Genomic DNA, 19,280 nt, shown 5'->3' on the forward strand with positions numbered 1-19,280 from the left:
TAGGCCCATGTGCTTTTCGGCCACGGCCAGTTTCGTTGCCGCCGGTTTCACGGGCATGGTCGGCGTGATCACCATGACCCGCGCAACCCGGAAAAGCGAGTTCCCGGTGGCCGCCATGCCATGCGTGTTCGCCGTCCAGCAAGCAATTGAAGGGGCGCTGTGGCTGACGCTGCCCCATGGCGGCGACGGTGCCGCGGCGACCATGCTGCCCCTGGCATTCCTGCTCTTCGCGGAACCGTTCTGGCCGGTATTCGCGCCGATCGCGGCGCTGCTGCTCGAGACCGACAGGAAACGGCGGCAGATGATGCTGGGCTGCGCCGCCGTCGGTATCTGCGTGTCGGCCTATCTGCTCTGGTCGATATTGACCCGCACGCACGGCGCCATGATCCAGGACGGCCATATCATGTACCTGACCGATCACCGCTCGAGCGAATGGATAGGCCTGGCCTATCTGGCGGCGACCGGCTTGCCGTTCCTGCTGTCGTCGCGCCGCGCGGTTTCGGCGCTGGGCGCGATCCTGCTGGTCGGCTCCTTTACCGCCTATGTGTTCTACTGGGAATTCTATGTCTCGGTCTGGTGCTTCTTCGCGGCCGTCGGCAGCGTGGTGCTGCTGGCCCACTTCGAACACGCCCGCCGGGGTCGGCAGCGGCTGGCCGGCGCGTGACCGCCCGCCGTGCCGTGCCCTGCCCTATCCAAATCGGACATGACCTTCCGGGCTGATCGGCCAGTCAGGATTCCAGGCGATTTCCCAGGCATGGCCGTCCGGGTCGGCCACGTAGCCGCGGAAACCGCCATGGGGCGGCGCGGACGGTGCCATCACCAGCGTCCCGCCCGAGGCGCACAGCCGCTCGATGACCGGCGCTACGTCCGTCTGCGCGGGCACGTTGTGCGCCAGCGACACGAGGCCCGGCGCCGCCGCAACCGGCCGGCCCAGATCATCGGCCAGCGCGCCGGCCAGCCAGGTGCCGAGCATCAGCCCATTCATCTGATAGAAGACGATTTCCGGGTTCTCGAACACCGGCGTCCAACCGAAACCGTCCCCATAGAAGCGCCGCGAGCGCGCCAGGTCGGCGACCCCCAGAGTGATGACGGAAATCTGGTGCTGCATCTGTGCCGTCCCTGCTGCCATCGGCGCCCTGTGCGCCGATTACGCGGCCATGGCGCGAAGCGCCGCGCACTCCTATCCTGCCGGAAGTAGCGCGTGGAGAGCCACCATGGAGTTCGCCTCAGTCGACGACTACCTCGCCGCCGTGCCCGAGCCCGCGCGCTCGGCATTGCAGTCGCTGCGCACGGTGATCCGGGCCGCCGTGCCTGACGCCACCGAGCACATCAGTTACGGCATGCCCAGTTACAAGCTCGGCCGGCCGCTGGTGTCGTTCGCCGCGTTCACGCACCATTGCTCGCTGTTCGGCATGAGCAGCCGAGTGTTCGACAGGCTGGCGGCGGAACTTCAGGGCTGGCGCACGTCGAAAGGCACGATCCGGTTCACGCCCGACCGGCCGCTGCCCCAGGCGCTGGTGCGCCGGATCATCGCCGAGCGGCTGGCGGAAATCGCCCTGCTCGACGCGGAACGGAAGACGAAAAATACCTAGTCATACCGGCACGCGTCGCCGCCCCGACATTTTTGGGCGGTGCCATTTTGGCGATCGGCGTGTATACAAGGGGGTGATTGCAACAGGTGAACGGCTTCCGCCGATCCCGCAAACTAGCAGGTACAACTAGCGCGCCACGGTCGTGCGGAGGACACAAGCTTGGATTTGTCACGGCGCGCCCTTCTGGGCGCAGGCATCGCAACCCTTTCCACCGCGGTCATCGCGGGTCCCGCTCTTGCCATCAACAAGCGACGGACGGAAAAGTTCCCCGGCACCGGCAGTCTCGATCCGGCCATGCTGCGCCGCGCGCTCGACGCACTGGAACAGCACCAGTCCCGGATTCCCAACCGCGACGTCATCGCCATCGCCGATTTCTCGGTCGCCTCGCGCGCGCCGCGGTTCCACGTGGTGAATGTGGGCGACGGCAACGTCAGCTCGTTCCTGGTCGCCCACGGCAAGGGCTCGGATCCCAAGCACACCGGCTGGCTGAAGCGCTTTTCCAACAAGGTCGGCTCGGAAGCCACCTCGTCGGGCGCCTACAGGACCGGTGACTACTACACCGGCCGACATGGCCGCTCCATGCGTCTTCACGGCCTCGATTCCAGCAACAACAACGCCTATGACCGGGCCATCGTCGTTCACGGCGCCTGGTATGTCAGCCGCGACATGGTCCGCGACCACGGCGTGCTGGGCCGCAGCCAGGGTTGCTTCGCATTCGAGCAGGACAAGCTGCACACGGTCCTCGAGCGCCTCGGCCAGGGCCGCATGATCTACGCCGACAGGGCGTAATCCAGGCTTAAGCCTGGCCGTCCGTACGGCACTTCATCATCCGCAGGGGCGTGTAGACCATCACCGTCTTGCCGTCCTGCTTCTTCACCGTGTTGCGGGTACGGACCAGGGCGCGGTCGGGGCGCTTGCTGGTGCGGCGGGCCTCGATGACCTCGACCTCCACATGCAATGTATCGTTGGCGAATACCGGGCCTTCGATGTTCAGGTCCATCCCCAGGAACGCGACGCCGGTTTCCTGGATCGAGGCGGTCATCACCAGCCCTTCGGCGACGGCGAACACCTGGGCGCCGGGAACGAGGCGCGCCGGAAAGTCGGTATGGTTCTGCAGGTAATCCAAGTTGGTGAACAGCACCTCGGTGATGCCGGTGGCGCCCAGGAAGTTGGCGATGTCGGCTTCCGTCACCGAACGGCCCAGTGTGCGGAATTTGAAGCCTTCGTGGATGTCCTCGAAGTAGAAGCCGATTCCGATGGTGTCCATGTGCGTCACTCCCTGCTGCGATGTGGCGGGACACTAAACCAGCCCCGCATCCAAAACCAAGCCGTCATTGCGGGCAGCGCGGGGACACGGCTTGTGCGCCGCGCTTGTCATCACTACATGCCGCTGGCGTGCTACACTGACGCATCCCCTGGAGAGGAACGACCCATGATCCGTGCACTGCTTTCCGGCAAGAAGGTTTTCCTGGCCATGGCGCTGGCGGTGGGCCTGTCGGCCTGCGGCATCAACAACGTGCCGACCTATGACGAGGAGGTGAAGGCCGCCTGGAGCCAGGTGCAGAACCAGTACCAGCGCCGCGCCGACCTGATCCCCAATCTGGTCGAGACGGTCAAGGGCTATGCCGAACACGAGCAGGAGACGCTGACCGCCGTGGTCGAGGCCCGCGCCAAGGCAACACAGATGACCCTGCCCGCCAACATCACCGAAAATCCCGAGGCGTTCGCGCAGTTCCAGCAGAACCAGTCCGAACTGTCGAGCGCCCTCGCCCGGCTGATGGTGGTGGTCGAGCGCTATCCCGACCTGAAGGCCAACCAGAGCTTCCTCGCGCTGCAATCCCAGCTCGAGGGCACCGAGAACCGCATCGCGGTGGCGCGGCGCGACTACATCCTGACGGTGCAGAAGTACAATACCGAGCTGCGCACCATTCCGGGCCGCTGGGTGGCCGGAATCTTCTATCCCGACGCCAAGGTAAAGGAGACCTTCGCCGCTGCCGCCGAATCCCAGTCGGCGCCAAAAGTGAATTTCCAGTGACAATGCCGTTCTCTGCCGGCGTCCGGGCGGGGCTGGTCCTGGCGCTGCTCTGCCTCGCGCCGGGGGTATGGGCTGCCGCGCCGGACTATCCGGCACTCACCGGCCGCGTGGTCGACGAGGCGGACATCCTGTCGGCGGCAACCGAAGGCCAGCTGTCCGGCTGGCTGGAGGGGCTGGAGACCGAGACCGGCAAGCAGGCCGTCGTCGCCACGGTGACAAGCCTGGACGGGCTGGAGATCGAGGAATACGGCGTCGGCCTGGGCCGCGCATGGGGCATCGGCCAGAAGGACAAGGATACGGGCATTATCCTGCTGGTCGCGCCCAATGAACGGCAGGTGCGCTTCGAGGTCGGCTATGGCCTCGAAGGCGAGATGACCGACGCCATGAGCCGGGCGATCATCGAGCAGCAGATCATCCCGTCGTTCAAGCAGGGCGACTACGAGACCGGTATCGTCAACGGCGCCGCCGCCATGCTGACTGTGCTGGGCTGGCAGGGCGCACCGGCGGCGGCCCGGCCGGTCGCGGCGCCGCGGTCCGGCGATTCCAGCGGTCTGCCGTTCCTTTATTTCGGCGCGTTCTTCCTGTTCGTCATTTTCCGGTCGATCTTCGGACGGCGCGGCAGCCGGGGCGTGTGGGGCACCACATCGCGCGGCTGGGGCGGTCGCGGCGGGTTTTCCGGCGGAGGCGGATTCTCGGGAGGCGGCGGCTCGTTCGGCGGCGGCGGCGCATCGGGACGGTGGTGAGATGAAACTGGGCACTGGCGAACAGGCAAGGATCGAAGCGGCCGTGGCAGCCGCCGAGACACGCACCAGCGCTGAATTCGCGCTGGTGCTGGCGGAGGTTGCCGACGGCTACGAGGCATGGCCTGCGCTGTGGGCCGCCCTTCTGGCTCTGCTGGCGGGCGGCGCGCTGTCACTGATCGAACCGGGCCTGCCCGCGACGCACCTGTTCGGCACGCAGGTCGCGGTGCTCGTGGTTGCCGGGCTGGTGCTACACCTGCCGCGTATGCGGCCGCTGCTGGCCCCGCCCTCGCTGCGGCGCGAGGCAGCCGCCAGGCTGGCGCGGCTGCAATTCGCCGCCGTCGTCCAGCGGCGCACCGCCGATCGTATCGGCGTGCTGCTGTTCGTGTCGCTGGCCGAGCACCACATCGAGATCCTGGTCGACCGCGCCATCGGCGAGCGGATCCCGGAAAAGGCCTGGAACGTGGTGGTGGAGAAATTCGCCGCCAGCCTGCGCGAGGGCAAGCTGGCCGACGGCTACATCGACGCGGTGGGGCGCTGCGCCGCATTGCTGGAAAAGGATTTCCCGATCCTTTCCGGTGACACGGACGAGTTGCCGAACCGGGTGACGTTTATCTGATTTTCCCGATGGTCAGGAAACCTTGACGCCCTTCCAGAACGCCACGCGGCCCTTGATGTGTTTCGCGGCTGGCATGGGATCGGGATAATACCAGACGGCATCCCTGTTCTCCTGACCGTCGACCACCAGCGTGTAATAGTGCGCGGTGCCCTTCCACGGACAGAAGCTGGTCGTGTCGCTGGGCTTGAGCAGCGCGCGGGGCAGCGCGTCCTCGGGGAAATAATGGTTGCCCTCGACCATCACCGTATCGTCCGACCGGGCGATGACCTCGCCGTTCCATTCCGCCTGCGCCATGCGCGTGTCTCCTGCTGCCTGTGTTATCCCTGAGATAGATCAAGCCGGTCGCGGAACCAACCGGCGCGACCTGGCGTTGAGGGAACAAGCAAACCCGGAGGTTTCAGCATGCTAAAATGGGCTCTCATCTTCGCCGTCGTGGCGGTCATCGCCGGCCTGCTCGGCTTCACCGGCATCGCCGGCGCAGCGGCCGGTATCGCCAAGTTCCTGTTCTTCCTGGCACTGGCGATCTTCGTCATCTTCCTGCTGATCGGCCTGTTCATCGGCAAGGCGATAACATAGCGGCATAGCCAGACCGCCCGGCGCCGGGCGTTCGGAGATTTCAGCGGCGGGGTTGTCCAGACCCCGCCGTTTTCCCATATGAGAGCAGCAATCGAGGCCAACGATGCCGCCGATAGAATATACATCCCGGACCAAGCTGTTCGTGCTCGTCAATGCCGGCTCCGGCAAGAACGACAAGGAGACCACGGTCGAGACAATCAAGCGGGTCCTTAAGGCGGCCGGACGCGACCACGAGATCGTGGTGATCACCGACGCCGAGCGTATCCAGGCGACGATCGGGGATACCGTCGAACGGGCCAGGGAGGCACATGGCGCGGTGATCGCCGCGGGCGGTGACGGCACCATCAACGCGGCCGCGCAGGCCGTGCTCGGCAGTGGCTGCCCCTTCGGCGCCCTGCCGCAGGGAACCTTCAACTATTTCGGCCGCTGGCACGGCATCCCGCTGGAAATCGAGGCGGCCACAACGGCGCTGCTGCAGGCCGAACTGCAGCCGGTCCAGGTCGGCTTCGTCAACGACCGCATCTTCCTGATCAACACCAGCGTCGGCCTGTACCCGCTGCTGCTCGAGGACCGCGAGGCGTTCAAGAAGCGCCATGGCCGCGGGCAGTTCAATGCGCTCCTGTCGGGCATCGCAACACTGATCAAGCGTGAGCATCGGCCGCTCTACATCACCATGGACGCCGACGGCGAGTCCCGGACGGTGCCGGCACTGACCCTGTTCGTCGGCAACAATCCCCTGCAGATGCGGCAGGTAGGCATTCCCCTCGACCAGGCTGTGGATTCGGGCAGCCTTGCGGCCATCCGGCTGCGCCCGGCCGGGACGATGGAACTGTTGTGGCTGACGCTGCGCGGCATGCTTGGCAAGCTGGGCGAGGAAGCCGATGTGGCGTCATTCAGCTTCAGGCGCATGACCGTTCGGACCAGTTCGACACCCGGCAAGCTGGTCAAGGTGGCGATCGACGGCGAGATCGAGTTACTGCCGGGACCGCTGGCGTTCCGCGTCTCCGAGGAACCGCTCTATGCGCTGTTGCCGCCACCCGGTACCGCCGAGCCGCCGCAATGAAGATCATCCAGATTTCCGATCCGCATTTCGGCACCGTCCGCCCTCCAGTGGCCGAAGCGCTGCTTCGGCTGGTGGAGGACGAGGCGCCCGATCTGGCGATCCTGTCCGGCGACATCACCCAGCGCGCCCGCGCCCACGAATTCGACGCCGCGCGGGCGTATCTCGACCGCTTGCACGTGCCCGAATGGCTGGTGATCCCGGGCAACCACGACGTACCGCTCTATAACCTGGCGGCGCGGCTGGCCGCGCCCTATGCGGGCTTCCAGCGCGTGTTCGGCAACGATTTGGAGCCGGCTTTCGAGAACGAGACGCTGCTGGCGCTGACGGTCAAGACCACCCGCCGCTACCGCCACATCGACGGCGAGGTGTCGGCCGAACAGGTGGAACGGGTCGCGGCCCGCCTGCGGGCTGCGACACCCCGGCAATTGCGGATCGTGGTCACGCACCAGCCGGTGTTCGTGATCCGCGAGGAGGACAAGAACGACCTGCTGCACGGCCACGAGCGCGCGGTACACGCCTGGGCAGAGGCCGGCGCCGACATCATCATGGGCGGACATATCCACCTGCCCTATACGAGTCCGCTCCACGCAGCCTACCCGGATCTGACGCGCCCGGTCTGGGCGGTGCAGGCCGGCACGGCGCTGTCGCGGCGCATCCGCTACGAGTCCGACAATTCGGTGAACGTGATCCATTACGACCAGCCCGGTCGCTGCGACGTGCGGCAATGGGACTTCGTACCCGGGACCGAGCGATTCGAACCGGCCGCCACCCATGAACTGCTATTGGCTCATCCAACAACCCCGTGACTCATGCACCAATGACTTTTATGATATCGGCTCGCATGCCCGGCCGCGCCGGGACGTTGACATCGGGGAGATGACGCCGTGAACAAGGAAACCGCCGTAAGCCAGGCCAGCGCCTCGGGCTGCCCGTTCAAGTCCGCCGCCGAGATCAGCTTCATGGATCCTGTGGTGCAGGAAAACTGGTTCCCGGCCTATGACGTCATCCGCGAGGAATCGCCGGTCTATTTCATGCCGCAGATCGGCATGTACGTGGTCACGCGGTACGAGGATCTGGAATACATCATTCGCCGTCCCGAGATCTTCACCACCGGCGGCGATGTGCAGGCCGCCGAGCCGCTGATCAAGTTCCCCTCAAACCGGGCGCTGTACGACACCAAGGGCTGGCGCCGCTATACGTCGCTGGGCGAGAACATGCCCAAGCACCAGCATTATCGCAGCCTCGTCGATCCCAAACTGACCATGGGCGCCGTGCGGCAAAAGGAGCCGTTCATCCGGGCGACCATCAACGAGCTGATCGACACCTGGATCGACAAGGGCGAGATCGAGTTCATGAAGGACTTCGCCGAGCCACTGCCGATGATGGTGATCGCCGAACTGCTGGGCTTCCCGCGCATGGACCTGCCCATGCTGAAGGAATGGTCGTTCGCCTGGGTTTGGCCGTTCTCTCGTGGCCTGACCGAGGAACAGGAGAAGTGGGCGGTCGAAAAGCATATCGAGCTGCAGCACTACATTCACGACACCATCAAGGACAAGCTGAAGAATCCCAAGGACGACATCATCACCCATCTGACGCAGACCGAGCTGTTCGACGTCGAACTGGGCAAGCATCGTCCGCTGATGGAACACGAGATCATCGGCATCATCGACCACCTGCTGATCGGCGGCAACGAGACCACCACCTTCGCCATCTCCAACGGCATGTGGTTGCTGTTCCGCTTCCCCGACGTGTACCGGGAACTGCAGGCCGACCTGTCCAAGGTCAAGAATTTCGTCGAGGAAGTGCTGCGCATGGAAAGCCCGACGCAGGGCCTCTATCGCTTCGTCAGCCAGGACGTGGAGATCAATGGCGTGAAGGTGCCGAAGGGCGCCACCCTGAGCATCCGCTTCGGCGCCGGCAATCACGACCACCGCATGTTCCCCGAGCCGGATCAGCTCCAGCTGGGGCGCAAGAACGCCGGCCGTCACTTGGCGTTCAGCCTGGGCGAGCACCACTGTCCCGGGGCGTCACTGAGCCGGTTCGAGCAGAATTGCGCCTGGGACATCCTGCTGCGCCGGGCCCACGACTTCCGGCCGGCCCCGGAGAAGAATACCTACGACCATGTCCACGGCATGTGGGTGCGCGCCTTGAAGGAACTGCACGTCCAGTTCGACAAGGTAGCCTAGAGAATCATGCCGCCGTCGACCGAGAACACCGCGCCGGTGGCGAAGCTGGATTCATCCGACGCCAGGTAGAGCACGATGCTGGCGATGTCGCTTGGCTTGCCGAGATGTCCGACCGGGTGGCTGGCCTCCATGCCCTTGAGCATGGCGTCGGGATCGGGTACCTGGGCCAGTACCTTGTCGATGATCGGGGTGCGGATCGCACCCGGCGCCACCGCATTGCAGCGGATGCCGTAGCGCTGTTCGCCGCAATGCAGGCCGATGGCCTTGGTGGCGGCGATCACCGCCGCCTTGGCCGCATTATAGGCCACGAGCCCGGCACTGGCCTTGATGCCCGCGCCCGAGGCCATGTTGACGATCGAGCCGCCGGTGCGTTTCATCAGCCCGATGCCGGTACGGCATCCCCAATAGACGCTTTCCACGTCCACGGCGAAGGTCTGGCGCCAGGCCTCGATGGAAATGTCCTCGATGGTGCCCATCAGGGTGATGCCGGCGTTGTTGACCAGCACATCCAGTCGGCCATGCGCCTGTTCGACGCCGCCGATGATCCGCGCCCAGTCGTCGCCGCTGGTGACGTCATGGCGGTGAAACGATGCACCATTGCCGATCGACGCGGCGACCGCCGCGCCGGCGTCGGCGTCGATATCGGTCAGCACGACCACCGCGCCTTCCGCCGCCAGCCGTTCGGCGATGGCCTTGCCCAGCCCCGATGCCGCGCCGGTAACCAGCGCGATCTTGCCTGCAACCCTGTCCATGGACGTCCTCCCCGACGGTTTCCGTCTTCGCCGATATCATTCCACACCGATGCAGGGCAACAATTATAAGCGCAGCCCAACGGCGCGGCGTCCTGTCGCGTGCCTGACACCGGCCCCAAACAACTCACTAATTACAGTATTCGGCTACCTCATATCCTAATTAATAATGGAACTTCCAAGAATACATGATGTTTGCGTTGCCGATGGGAACAGTTCAAGGAACGGAACATCCGGACCTTGCGACGGCCCGCCCCGGCACGGATACGCCGGATAACACAGGCATCCATGGAGGACTTCCAATGCTGAAGAAAATTCTGGCCGGCACGGTGATCGCCGCCGGCGCTCTTGCCGCCGCAACGTCCGCGCAGGCCGCTGCGGGCTTTACCACCAACAGCATCGAGCTGCGGTCAGGACCAGGCGCCGGTTATCCGAGCGTCGGGATCATCGAGACCAACAGTGCCGTCGAGGTGAACGGCTGCCTGCAAAGCTGGAGCTGGTGCGATGTGACCATCGGCGACAATCGCGGCTGGGTCGAGGGTAATGCCCTGGCGCTTGAATATCAGAATAACCGCACTGCGCTGGTCGAGGTCGCGCCGCAGGCCAATGTGGGGGTGGTGACCTTCAGTCTCGACGATTACTGGGACACCAACTACAAGACCCGGACCTTCTACAAGGAGCGTCCGCGCTGGCAGCAATATTACCGCGAGACCTATCGGCCCCTGCCGAACTAGGTTGGCAAACTGATCCATAGAGCGCCGGGAACGCCCGTTTCCCGGCGCTTTTTCATGTCCGCAGCGCCAGCGTCCACGCCGCGCCGATCACCGCGAAAATCGCCAGCCCGCAGGCCGCCTGGACTGCCGGCCGGGCAACAACCCCGGCGCCGTACCGCCCGAACACCAGTCCCATGAGTCCGCCGGTGACGAAGCCGGTAACATGGGCCCAGACATCGGTACGCTCGCCTGCCGTACCCATCAGCACCAGCAAGGCCAGGCCCGCGCCAGCCGGCGCCCAGCGCCGGGCGCCCTTGTGCCACGGCGCCGACGACGACATCTGGGTGAAGCCTGCCAGCAGGCCAATGCCGCCGAACACGGCGGTCGAGGCGCCGATGGCGGTGTGCGACGGCAATTGCAGGGCGGCATTCAGCGCATTGCCCACGATTCCGGAGATCAGGATGAAAAGCCAGGCGACGCCCGATCCCAGCAATTGCGCAACCAGCAACCCGACCACCACGCCCATGCCCAGATTGCCCAGCAAATGACCGCCGTCGGCGTGCAGGAACAAGGCCGTGACCGTGCGCCACCACTCGCCCTTCATGATCAGGCCGGCCTGCGCCGCGCCTTTCACCAGCCAACCGGCATCCCATACGGCGGCTTCCGAAGCCGCGAAGAAGAACAGCATCACCGCGATGAAGGCCAGCGGCCCTTCCGGCTTTGGCACGAGAAATTTGGTGCGCGGGCGTGTGCGGACACGGCGCACCTCTTCCTCGTCATAGGCCGCGAGTTGCCGGATCGCTTCACCCGCGTCGGTGGTGCCGACATACAACATGATGCCCGCGTCCTCGACGACCGTATAGGACTGGATGCCGATGGCGGTCAGCACCAGCGCATGCTGGTTCGCGTCGGTTTGTGACGTGCACAGGCGTATCGATATGAGGTCCAAAGGCCCGTAAACCGTTCAGTCGCAGAGTTGGAAGCTATTCTCGAGGCAGGACAGGTACATCTGCCGCGCCTGCACGATCTGGTCGGTGGTCATGCGTTTTGCAAGCTTGTTCTTGGCGTTGACCGCCAGCTTCCAGCCCGTCGAGGAGGCAAAATCCAGCCACATATAAGCCCGCACGTAATCCTGCGCGGCGCCGCGCCCGGCTTCGTACATGCTGGCCAGGCTGTAGCGGGCCGACGGGTTGCCAAGGATCGCGGCACGCCTGAACCAGTAGATCGCCTCGCCGTAATCCGGTTCCACGCCATCGCCGCTTTCGTAGATGCTCGCCAGGTTGAACTGGGCCGAGGCGTCGCCCTGGTCCGCCGCGGCCCGATACCACCGGATCGATTCCATCACGTCGCGCGGCACGCCCTTGCCGGCGAAATAGAGGCCGGCGAGACTGGCCTGCGACACCGCGATACCCTGCTCGGCCGCCAGCCTGTACCAGCGCGCCGCCTCGGTGAAGTTCTGCGGCACACCCTGCCCGCTCGCATACATCAGGCCGAGGATCGAGAACGCCATGGGCTCGCCCTCGTCGGCCAGGCCCCGATACAGCTGGAGGGCCAGCGGATAGTCGCCGCGCTGATAGGCGGTGGTCGCCTGCTCGGTCGTGCCGGCGTGCGCCTGTCCGGCGCCCAGCGTCAGGAACGCTGCGGCGACGATCGCGAATGTCAGTCTGGTCACAGCCCTTTACCCTCGTTGCAGCCCCGCGCCACAGGTAGCAGAATCCGGGCTGAAAGTGGAGAGCCCGCTCGCGGGCGCGAGACAGATGCCCACCGCCTGTGCCAGTCTTGCCGCGGAGAGGAACGCCACATGGAACACATCGACGCCAGGGACGCCCGCGATCTGCCCGGCCTCAGGCTGGCCGTGACGAAAAACATCCCGAACCCGTTCTGCGAGGCGGCGAAAAGCCTGTTCCATGTGAAAGGCATCGCGTTCACGCCGGTCGCGCAGCACGCCGCCCAGCCCAACGAGGATCTGAAGGCCTGGAGCGGTCACCGCAACGCGCCCGTCGCCGTCTGGAACGACGAGCCGGCCCGCGCCGGATGGGCGGAAATCCTGATGCTGGCCGAGCGGCTGAAGCCCGAGCCGCCGCTCCTGCCCGCCGACCGGGCGCAGCGGGCACAGGTATTCGGCATCTGCCACGAAATCTGCGGCGAAGGCGGCTATGCCTGGAACTCCCGGTTCATGATGTTCCCGCAGGAAGCCGCCAACGACACCAGCGCCGAGAAGGGCGCGTGGGACGAAATCCTGCACAAGCAATACGGCGCGTCCCGCGCGCAGGTCGAGCAGGCCCCCGAGCGCGCCGCCACGGTGCTGCGCTTCCTCGCCGCCCAGCTGCACCGGCAGCGCGAGGAAGGCAGCGACTATTTCGTCGGCGACAGCCTGACTGCGGCAGACATCTTCTGGGCCTGCATGTCGATCGGCGTCTCGCAGCTTCCCACGGAATGGTCGGCCACGCCGGGATTTCTCAGGAAGGTGTGGGGCCAGATGGGGGAGAGGCTGCAGGCCGACCTGGATCCGATCCTGATCGAGCACCGGGACCGGATTTACCGCACCTATCTGAAGCTGCCGCTGGAGTTCTGACGCAGGCGCCGAAAATCTCGTTGCCCCGACGCCATGCTCTAGGGGTCCGGGCGGTTGAGAGCAGTCGGGCCGCTGACGTATGGATTGCCGCGCTCGTAATACCGGCGAAGCTGATGCGCTTCCTTGCTTATGCCGATGCGGACGCTCATGCCGATTTCTCCCACCGGCCCCGGTGCCTCGGCCAACCAGATGGGTCCTGCCCCGCACATGTCCAGACCGTTCAGGTCCGGCCGAACGGCCATGGCCTGCGCCAGCCTGCCTGGCCCCCGCGCAAGGTCCCGGTCGCGGACAGGGCCGCGCCGTGCCCGCATGAGTTCGATGCCGTCCACCGGCTCCAGCGCCCGCAGCAGAACGCCGCCGCCGGTACCCGCCGGCTCGGCACTGACATTGAGCATGAAATGGACGCCGTAGATGAAATAGACATAGGCGCGTCCCGGCTCGAGGAACATGGACCGGTTGGCCGCCGTCTCGCCCCGGAAGGCGTGGCCGCTGGCATCGCCGGGCGGATAGGCCTCGGTCTCGACGATGCGCCCGGCCGAGCGGCCCTCGGACGAGTTGCGCACCAGCAGCTTGCCGATCAGGAAGCGCGCCATCGCCGCCGTGTCGGCGGGTAACCGGGCGCGCGAAAGGGGCTGGAACTCAGCCTTTCCTGGCGTGTGTGTCATACCAGCTGACCAGGTGCAGGAGGCGGTTGAAAACCGGCAGACGCGCGAGCAGCCGCGACAGCAGAGTGTTGTCGCCCAGCGTCTTGTAGACCAGGAAGATGGGAATATAGCGGATGATGGCCTGGCGCCTCGTCAGCCATTTGCCGGCCAGATCCTCGCCGAACGGGCCCGACGCGCCGGGTCCGAAGGTATAATCAATGACGTTGCCATCGCTGTCGGAGAGCTGCCGTTTTTCGAACTGGCACTGATCGACGACCTTGAACCGGGTGTAGCCCAGGCTGCTCAGCGCCTCGAATTCCCCGAGGAGCGCACGCCATGATGTCTTGCTGGACTCGATCGAGATATAGGCCGGTGTGACCGCTGCCTCGGCCAGGTCCTCGACGCAGCGCATGTCGGCACCTTCGATATCGATCTTGAGATAGTGCGGACAGCCATGCTCATGGAGGATGTCGGCAAAGCGCACGCAGTCGACGGTGACAACGTCAGACTCCGCGCCCAGCAGCCTGTTGCGTCCCGCCCATTCCGGGTTGGTGGTGCCCCAGGCCGAGTTCTCGCGGTTTACGTAGAAGTCGATTTGCTCGCCGCGCTCGCCAATGGCATTGGGGATGAGAATGTAGGAACCGTCAGCAATCTCCTGCCGGAAGCGCGTACGAAGCCAGTCGACAAGATGCGGGTTGGCTTCCACGGCGACGACCCGATAGCCCAGCCTGAGATAATAGTCGCTGTCTTCACCCCGGTGGGCGCCCACGTCGTATATCAACCCATTGTCCATGGCGTCGCCTTTATCGTGCGCCGTGCACACCCTGCATTTGTGCCCGAGGGACACGAACTCCGTTATAGCGGTTCGGGTCCATCGCGGACAGGCATGCCGGCGGCATGGCCAAAGCGCCGTCGCTGAACATATACGCAACGGAGCCCCGCGCACGCCGGGATTGCGCTGTCTCTTCAATAACTTTAGTAAACTGCCGCGACGCGTCCGTGCGTCCTCGCCACCTCCTGCACCGCGGGGAACGACGCCGATGTGACTCCAGCCGCACCCTTGATCGCTCGCCGAACCTGTCCACCCGGTTCCGCAGCCGCACGGGCGCCGTTGTCGCATCGCCCCATTACCTGTTCCCCCGATATTCCCCCAGGAGTTCCATGCTAAGCTCTGCTTTCATATCCCGCCTGCGCACCGAATGGTTTGGCAATATGCGCGGCGATATTCTTGCCGGGCTGGTCGTCGCCCTGGCGCTCATTCCCGAGGCGATCGCCTTTTCCATCATCGCTGGTGTGGACCCGAAGGTTGGGCTCTACGCCTCGTTTTCCATCGCCGTGATCATCGCCTTCGTCGGCGGCCGCCCTGGCATGATCTCCGCGGCCACCGCTGCGACGGCCGTGCTGATGGTCACCCTGGTCAAGGACCACGGCCTGCAATACCTGCTGGCCGCGACGGTGCTCGCGGGCGTCCTGCAGGTTGGCGCCGGGCTCCTTCGGCTCGGCTATGTGATGCGGTTCGTGTCGCGCTCGGTCATCACCGGGTTCGTCAACGCGCTCGCCATCCTGATTTTCATGGCCCAGCTTCCCGAACTGATCGGGGTCACCTGGATGACCTATGTGATGGTCGCCGCCGGCCTTGCCATCATCTATCTGCTGCCGCGGCTGACCAAGGTTGTCCCCTCGCCGCTGATCTGCATCGTCGTGCTGACCACGGTGTCACTGCTGATGGGCCTCGACCTGCGGACCGTGGGCGACATGGGCGAGCTGCCGGCGACCCTGCCGATGTTCCTGCTGCCTGACATCCCGCTGAACATGGAAACGCTGCAGATCATCCTGCCCTATTCGGCGGCGGTCGCGGCGGTGGGCCTGCTGGAATCGCTGATGACGGCGTCGATCGTCGATGACATGACCGACACGCCCAGCGGCAAGAACCGCGAATGCGTCGGCCAGGGCATTGCAAACATGATCACCGGCTTCATCGGCGGCATGGCCGGCTGCGCCATGATCGGCCAGTCGGTCATCAACGTGAAATCCGGCGGGCGTGGGCGGCTGTCCACGTTCTGCGCCGGCGCCTTCCTGCTGTTCCTGATCGTGGTGCTGGGCGATCTGGTCAGGGTCATTCCCATGGCCGCGCTGGTCGCGATCATGATCATGGTCTCGATCGGAACGTTCAACTGGTCGTCGATCCGCAACCTGCGAACCCATCCACGCAGCTCGAGCATTGTCATGCTGGCAACGGTCGGCGGCGTCGTGTTCACCCACAATCTCGCCATCGGCGTGCTGATCGGGGTGCTGCTTTCCGGGATATTCTTCTCGTGGAAGATCTCGCGGCTGTTCGGCGTCACGTCGGTGATCTCGGATGACGGTCACCGGCGCACCTACACGGTCGAAGGCCAGATTTTCTTCGCCTCCGCCGATGACTTCGCCAAGGCGTTCGACATCAAGGAGGACGTGACCGACGTCGCGATCGATGTCAGCCGCGCCCATATCTGGGATATCTCCAGCGTGGCCGCCCTCGATTCGGTGATCCTGAAATTCCGGCGGCGCGGCATCCACGTGACGGTCGTGGGCATGAACAGGGCCAGCGAAACCATCGTCGACCAGCTGGCGCTGTACGACAAGCCCGGCGCCCTCGAGCGTGCCACAAGCCACTAGCCGGTGCGGTCAGGCCAGATAGCGGCGCCGCAGCGTTTCGATGCGGCCCGCATCCAGGCCGATCACATCACGTAAGTAGGCTTCCGGCGAGCCGTGATGCTGGTCCATCTCGTCCAGCGACGCCCCGATATAGTCGGGATGGGCGTCGAACATGACGTCGGCAACGCCGCGGTTCACCTCTCCCGGATCGCCCACCATGGCGGCAAGGATCTGTTCGCGCCAGGACAGGTCCAGATAGTTGCGGGTGGCGCAGTAATCCCCGACCACCGCATCGCGGTCCACGCCCAGCGCCAGCAGGACCAGCGCCACGCTGATGCCGGTGCGGTCCTTGCCCGCGGTGCAGTGGATCACCGCGGGACCGGGCGCGCCGTCGAGCAGCACGCCGAACAGGCTGGTGAACCGGTTCCGGTGATCGTGAACGAAGCGCCGGTAACTGGCCTTGATGGCCTCGACCGCCTGGCCGGCCGTCGCGCCCGGCACGGTGAGCAGCGCCGGACGCGGCACGGGCGCCGCGCCGTTGCCCGAGCCCATGGGCAGCGAATGAACGGCGGACGACACCAGCTGCGCCGGGGTCGGCGCGGCAATCCGCTCGGCCTCATGCCGCAGGTCGACAATCGTCCAGGCACCAAGGCTGTTGAGCATGCCGACATCGGGCTGGGTCAGCAGGCCGAGTGCGCCCGAGCGGAAGAGCGCACCGCGCCGGACGATGCCGCCGCCGGCGGCAGGGTAGCCGCCGAAGTCGCGAAAATTCGGCGCGCCCTGAAGCGTCAGCCGCCTGTCATGCGCCGCCTGGGCGCCGTCGTTTGTGTTCATGGCCGGATCATAGGCCGGCACTATTGCGGAATCACCACCGGAACCGGGACGCATGACGATTGTTCACGTGTCACCAATCACAATCCACGGTGGCCGATGCCGATTTCCCGCCTGTCCCTCGCCTGTGCGGCATTGCTGCTTCCGGTCGCCGCTTATGCCGCCGAGCCCGCGCCGCCATCCGATGACGCCTTCACTGCCGCGCAGATCAATGCCGCCACCTTCGACGGCGCCGAAATCACGGCCGATGCGCGCAGCGCTTTGGCGATGAGGGTTCAGGTGTTGCTCGACGGCCAGGATTTCTCACCGGGGGTGATCGACGGCTATTTCGGCGACAATGTCACCAAGGCGCTGGCCGCCTGGGAAGAGGCAAACGGCTTGCCCGTCGATGGCCAGCTCGACGAAGAGTCCTGGGACAAGCTCTCGGCCGACGAAGCACCGGTATTCGGCAATTACACCATCACCAGCGAGGACCTGAAGGGGCCCTACTTGGCCGAAGTGCCCAGCGATTACGCCGAGATGGCCAAGATGAAGCATCTGTCGTTCACCGGTGCCGACGAGATGCTGGCCGAGCGCTTCCACATGGACATCAAGCTGCTCCACCTGCTGAACCCCGACGCGGATTGGGGCAAGGCCGGAACCCGCATCCTTGTCGCATCGCTGCGTCAGCGGCCCGAAACCGGCAAGGCCGCGAAGGTCACCGTGAGCCGCGAAAGCGCGAGCCTCAGGGCAATTGGCGCAGACGGCAAGGTACTGGCTTTCTTCCCCGTAACCGTCGGCAGCGATTCCCTGCCCAGCCCCAGCGGCACCCACAAGGTAAAGGTCGTCGTCCACAATCCGGATTATTCATATCGGCCGGACGTCAATTTCACCCAGGGCGGCAATACCGAGAACATGCGCATCGCGCCCGGGCCGAACGGACCGGTGGGCACCGTCTGGATCGGCCTCGACAAGCCCACATACGGGATCCACGGCACCGCCGAGCCCTCGCCCATCGGCAAGCATTTCAGCCACGGCTGCGCCCGGCTGACCAACTGGGACGCCGAGACGCTGGCCGGGATGGTCGAGCCCGGCGTGCCGGTCAGCTTCGAGGATTAGGCGGTGAAATCGTTCGGCCTTGTCATCGGCATGCTGCTGGTGGGCGCACTCGCCCTCGTCGCGTTCTCCAGATCGCCGGCGGTGCACGAAGCGGCGCTGGAGCCGATCAGCCTTGCCACAGGTGGCCCGGTGACGGCGGTCCAGGCCGCCGAGCCGACACCGCCTGCGGATGCGGCTCCGGTGGCCGACGACGCATCCAGCGCGGCGCCGCCGGCCGACGACGACGCACAGGCCGCGCAGTGCGAAGCAGAGCTGAGACTGCTCGGCGCAGCGTTCGAGATGCTCGAGCCGATTTCGGACGAGAACGGCTGCGGCGCCAGGCGGCCACTGAAGGTCTCGTCCGTCGGCATCGACCTGCGGCCGGCCGTGACGACCCGGTGCGAGGTCGCGCGCGCCCTCGCCATCTGGACGAGCGACGTCATGATCCCTTCGGCGAAACTCCATCTGAAGGCCACACCCGTGGCCATTGCCACGGGCGATTCCTATCAGTGCCGCACCCGCCGTGGCGAGGGCGAGTTCAAGGTCAGCGAACACGCCATGGCCAATGCTATCGACATTTCGGGCATTGTCTTCAGCGACGGCGAAGCCGTGCCTGTCATGGCCCGTCCCGACAGCGGCGACAGCGCCCGCGCCTTCCAGGCGGCGATCCGGGGCGGCGCCTGCGCCTATTTCACGACGGTGCTGGGACCGGGCGCGAACGCGGCCCATGCGGACCACCTGCACCTCGACCTGATCCGGCGCAACAACGGCTACCGGATCTGCGAATAGGGCCTCAGGCCGCCACGCTGAAGTGGTGGCCGCAATCGGTGCAGACCCGCCGTGCCATGTCGGCGTGTCCGCGCTTCATCTCCGGCACCACGTGATGCGAGGCGCATTTCGGACAGGCCTTGCCGTTGGCCATTTCGATGATGTCCTCCTGGGTGGAGATGGGCTGCATGTCGACACTGTCGCCATCGGCCCACGACGCAGTCATATGCACTTCCGTGTGCTCGACCGCTTCGATGTATCCGCTGCGCAGCATCCAGGTCAGGAAGCTCTCCCATTTCGGCAGCGCACCCTCGCTGTCCCGGAACTGGCGAAACGCTTCCGCAACGTTGAACGGGCGCACGGCGCGGGCAAGGAACCTGGGCACGTCATGGGATTTGCCGGTGGTGAACAGGATCACCTGCCCGGGGATACAGTTCTGATCGGCCACGTCCATGGTAAACATTCAGGTCTCCGGCTC

25 protein-coding genes are annotated in these 19,280 nt (G+C 65.4%); 15 read left to right on the top strand and 10 right to left on the bottom strand.

Going from position 1 to position 19,280, the window contains the following annotated elements; translation table 11 throughout:
• Nucleotides 1-7 precede the first annotated feature (7 nt).
• On the top strand, nt 8-664 hold the full coding sequence (locus tag WJU21_RS02710; protein WP_346321836.1) for a DUF6629 family protein: 657 nt from the start codon (nt 8-10) through the stop codon (nt 662-664).
• A gap of 24 nt (nt 665-688) precedes the next feature.
• On the opposite strand, the gene WJU21_RS02715 is transcribed toward WJU21_RS02710, so the two are convergent.
• Nucleotides 689-1,108, bottom strand: coding sequence for a VOC family protein (locus tag WJU21_RS02715; protein WP_346321837.1), 420 nt, complete (start codon nt 1,106-1,108; stop codon nt 689-691).
• A 106-nt stretch (nt 1,109-1,214) separates the two neighbouring features.
• Between WJU21_RS02715 and WJU21_RS02720 the strand changes: the two genes are divergently transcribed.
• Together WJU21_RS02720 and WJU21_RS02725 are read left to right on the top strand one after the other, a co-directional pair.
• On the top strand, nt 1,215-1,592 hold the full coding sequence (locus WJU21_RS02720) for a DUF1801 domain-containing protein (protein ID WP_346321838.1): 378 nt from the start codon (nt 1,215-1,217) through the stop codon (nt 1,590-1,592).
• 159 nt (nt 1,593-1,751) lie between these two features.
• Entirely contained in the window at nt 1,752-2,381 is a 630-nt protein-coding gene (locus WJU21_RS02725) for a murein L,D-transpeptidase catalytic domain family protein (protein WP_346321839.1), read from the top strand.
• A gap of 7 nt (nt 2,382-2,388) precedes the next feature.
• On the opposite strand, the gene WJU21_RS02730 is transcribed toward WJU21_RS02725, so the two are convergent.
• Nucleotides 2,389-2,859 (bottom strand): MaoC/PaaZ C-terminal domain-containing protein, encoded by a 471-nt coding sequence (locus WJU21_RS02730; protein ID WP_346321840.1) that lies wholly within the window; start codon nt 2,857-2,859, stop codon nt 2,389-2,391.
• Nucleotides 2,860-3,024: 165 nt separating this feature from the next.
• On the opposite strand from WJU21_RS02730, the gene WJU21_RS02735 reads away from it, so the two are divergent.
• From WJU21_RS02735 to WJU21_RS02745, 3 genes are read left to right on the top strand one after another with little or no spacing between them, the layout of a single operon-like run.
• A complete protein-coding gene (locus WJU21_RS02735; RefSeq protein WP_346321841.1) occupies nt 3,025-3,627 on the top strand; it encodes a LemA family protein in 603 nt (200 codons plus the stop codon).
• Between the two features lie 2 nt (nt 3,628-3,629).
• Nucleotides 3,630-4,370, top strand: a complete 741-nt coding sequence (locus WJU21_RS02740; protein WP_346322442.1) for a TPM domain-containing protein — start codon at nt 3,630-3,632, stop codon at nt 4,368-4,370.
• Nucleotide 4,371: 1 nt separating this feature from the next.
• A complete protein-coding gene (locus WJU21_RS02745) occupies nt 4,372-4,986 on the top strand; it encodes a TPM domain-containing protein (protein ID WP_346321842.1) in 615 nt (204 codons plus the stop codon).
• A gap of 12 nt (nt 4,987-4,998) precedes the next feature.
• On the opposite strand, the gene WJU21_RS02750 is transcribed toward WJU21_RS02745, so the two are convergent.
• Nucleotides 4,999-5,280: a DUF427 domain-containing protein gene (locus WJU21_RS02750; RefSeq protein WP_346321843.1), complete on the bottom strand. Its 282-nt coding sequence runs from the start codon at nt 5,278-5,280 to the stop codon at nt 4,999-5,001.
• A gap of 108 nt (nt 5,281-5,388) precedes the next feature.
• Between WJU21_RS02750 and WJU21_RS02755 the strand changes: the two genes are divergently transcribed.
• The 4 genes from WJU21_RS02755 (at nt 5,389) to WJU21_RS02770 (ending at nt 8,811) form a co-directional block, all read left to right on the top strand.
• Nucleotides 5,389-5,562, top strand: coding sequence for a DUF1328 domain-containing protein (locus tag WJU21_RS02755; RefSeq protein ID WP_346321844.1), 174 nt, complete (start codon nt 5,389-5,391; stop codon nt 5,560-5,562).
• 103 nt (nt 5,563-5,665) lie between these two features.
• Nucleotides 5,666-6,625: a diacylglycerol kinase family protein gene (locus WJU21_RS02760; RefSeq protein WP_346321845.1), complete on the top strand. Its 960-nt coding sequence runs from the start codon at nt 5,666-5,668 to the stop codon at nt 6,623-6,625.
• Nucleotides 6,622-7,431, top strand: coding sequence for a metallophosphoesterase (locus WJU21_RS02765; RefSeq protein ID WP_346321846.1), 810 nt, complete (start codon nt 6,622-6,624; stop codon nt 7,429-7,431). The genes WJU21_RS02760 and WJU21_RS02765 overlap by 4 nt, the downstream gene beginning before the upstream one ends.
• A 78-nt stretch (nt 7,432-7,509) precedes the next feature.
• On the top strand, nt 7,510-8,811 hold the full coding sequence (locus WJU21_RS02770) for a cytochrome P450 (protein ID WP_346321847.1): 1,302 nt from the start codon (nt 7,510-7,512) through the stop codon (nt 8,809-8,811).
• On the opposite strand, the gene WJU21_RS02775 is transcribed toward WJU21_RS02770, so the two are convergent.
• Nucleotides 8,808-9,563 carry a glucose 1-dehydrogenase gene (locus WJU21_RS02775; protein ID WP_346321848.1) on the bottom strand — a complete coding sequence of 252 codons (756 nt, stop codon included), beginning with the start codon at nt 9,561-9,563 and terminating at the stop codon, nt 8,808-8,810. The genes WJU21_RS02770 and WJU21_RS02775 overlap by 4 nt on opposite strands.
• A 299-nt stretch (nt 9,564-9,862) precedes the next feature.
• On the opposite strand from WJU21_RS02775, the gene WJU21_RS02780 reads away from it, so the two are divergent.
• Nucleotides 9,863-10,294 carry a hypothetical protein gene (locus WJU21_RS02780; RefSeq protein ID WP_346321849.1) on the top strand — a complete coding sequence of 144 codons (432 nt, stop codon included), beginning with the start codon at nt 9,863-9,865 and terminating at the stop codon, nt 10,292-10,294.
• A 52-nt stretch (nt 10,295-10,346) separates the two neighbouring features.
• Here WJU21_RS02780 and WJU21_RS02785 read toward each other — a convergent pair whose 3' ends face one another.
• A complete protein-coding gene (locus WJU21_RS02785) occupies nt 10,347-11,162 on the bottom strand; it encodes a rhomboid family intramembrane serine protease (protein ID WP_346321850.1) in 816 nt (271 codons plus the stop codon).
• 75 nt (nt 11,163-11,237) lie between these two features.
• Nucleotides 11,238-11,945, bottom strand: a complete 708-nt coding sequence (locus tag WJU21_RS02790) for a tetratricopeptide repeat protein (RefSeq protein ID WP_346321851.1) — start codon at nt 11,943-11,945, stop codon at nt 11,238-11,240.
• A gap of 129 nt (nt 11,946-12,074) precedes the next feature.
• Between WJU21_RS02790 and WJU21_RS02795 the strand changes: the two genes are divergently transcribed.
• A complete protein-coding gene (locus tag WJU21_RS02795) occupies nt 12,075-12,848 on the top strand; it encodes a glutathione binding-like protein (protein WP_346321852.1) in 774 nt (257 codons plus the stop codon).
• Nucleotides 12,849-12,886: 38 nt separating this feature from the next.
• Here the strand turns inward: WJU21_RS02795 and WJU21_RS02800 are convergent, their stop codons facing one another.
• Together WJU21_RS02800 and WJU21_RS02805 are read right to left on the bottom strand one after the other, a co-directional pair.
• The gene (locus WJU21_RS02800; protein ID WP_346321853.1) at nt 12,887-13,513 is read right to left on the bottom strand and encodes a DNA-3-methyladenine glycosylase; all 627 of its coding nucleotides are present in this window, start codon (nt 13,511-13,513) and stop codon (nt 12,887-12,889) included.
• The gene (locus WJU21_RS02805; protein ID WP_346321854.1) at nt 13,488-14,285 is read right to left on the bottom strand and encodes an FkbM family methyltransferase; all 798 of its coding nucleotides are present in this window, start codon (nt 14,283-14,285) and stop codon (nt 13,488-13,490) included. The genes WJU21_RS02800 and WJU21_RS02805 overlap by 26 nt, the downstream gene beginning before the upstream one ends.
• 368 nt (nt 14,286-14,653) lie before the next feature.
• Here WJU21_RS02805 and WJU21_RS02810 point away from each other — a divergent pair, with 368 nt between their 5' ends.
• A complete protein-coding gene (locus tag WJU21_RS02810) occupies nt 14,654-16,147 on the top strand; it encodes a SulP family inorganic anion transporter (RefSeq protein WP_346321855.1) in 1,494 nt (497 codons plus the stop codon).
• Nucleotides 16,148-16,156: 9 nt separating this feature from the next.
• On the opposite strand, the gene WJU21_RS02815 is transcribed toward WJU21_RS02810, so the two are convergent.
• Nucleotides 16,157-16,960: a tyrosine-protein phosphatase gene (locus WJU21_RS02815; RefSeq protein ID WP_346321856.1), complete on the bottom strand. Its 804-nt coding sequence runs from the start codon at nt 16,958-16,960 to the stop codon at nt 16,157-16,159.
• Between the two features lie 96 nt (nt 16,961-17,056).
• Between WJU21_RS02815 and WJU21_RS02820 the strand changes: the two genes are divergently transcribed.
• A complete protein-coding gene (locus WJU21_RS02820) occupies nt 17,057-18,055 on the top strand; it encodes a L,D-transpeptidase (RefSeq protein ID WP_346321857.1) in 999 nt (332 codons plus the stop codon).
• Between the two features lie 3 nt (nt 18,056-18,058).
• On the top strand, nt 18,059-18,823 hold the full coding sequence (locus tag WJU21_RS02825) for an extensin family protein (RefSeq protein ID WP_346321858.1): 765 nt from the start codon (nt 18,059-18,061) through the stop codon (nt 18,821-18,823).
• 4 nt (nt 18,824-18,827) lie between these two features.
• Here WJU21_RS02825 and WJU21_RS02830 read toward each other — a convergent pair whose 3' ends face one another.
• Complete coding sequence (locus WJU21_RS02830) at nt 18,828-19,265, bottom strand: hypothetical protein (protein ID WP_346321859.1); 438 nt, start codon at nt 19,263-19,265, stop codon at nt 18,828-18,830.
• Nucleotides 19,266-19,280: the final 15 nt, after the last annotated feature.

The sequence above is a fragment of the Emcibacter sp. SYSU 3D8 genome (assembly GCF_039655875.1).
Classification (GTDB): Bacteria; Pseudomonadota; Alphaproteobacteria; order SMXS01; family SMXS01; genus RI-34.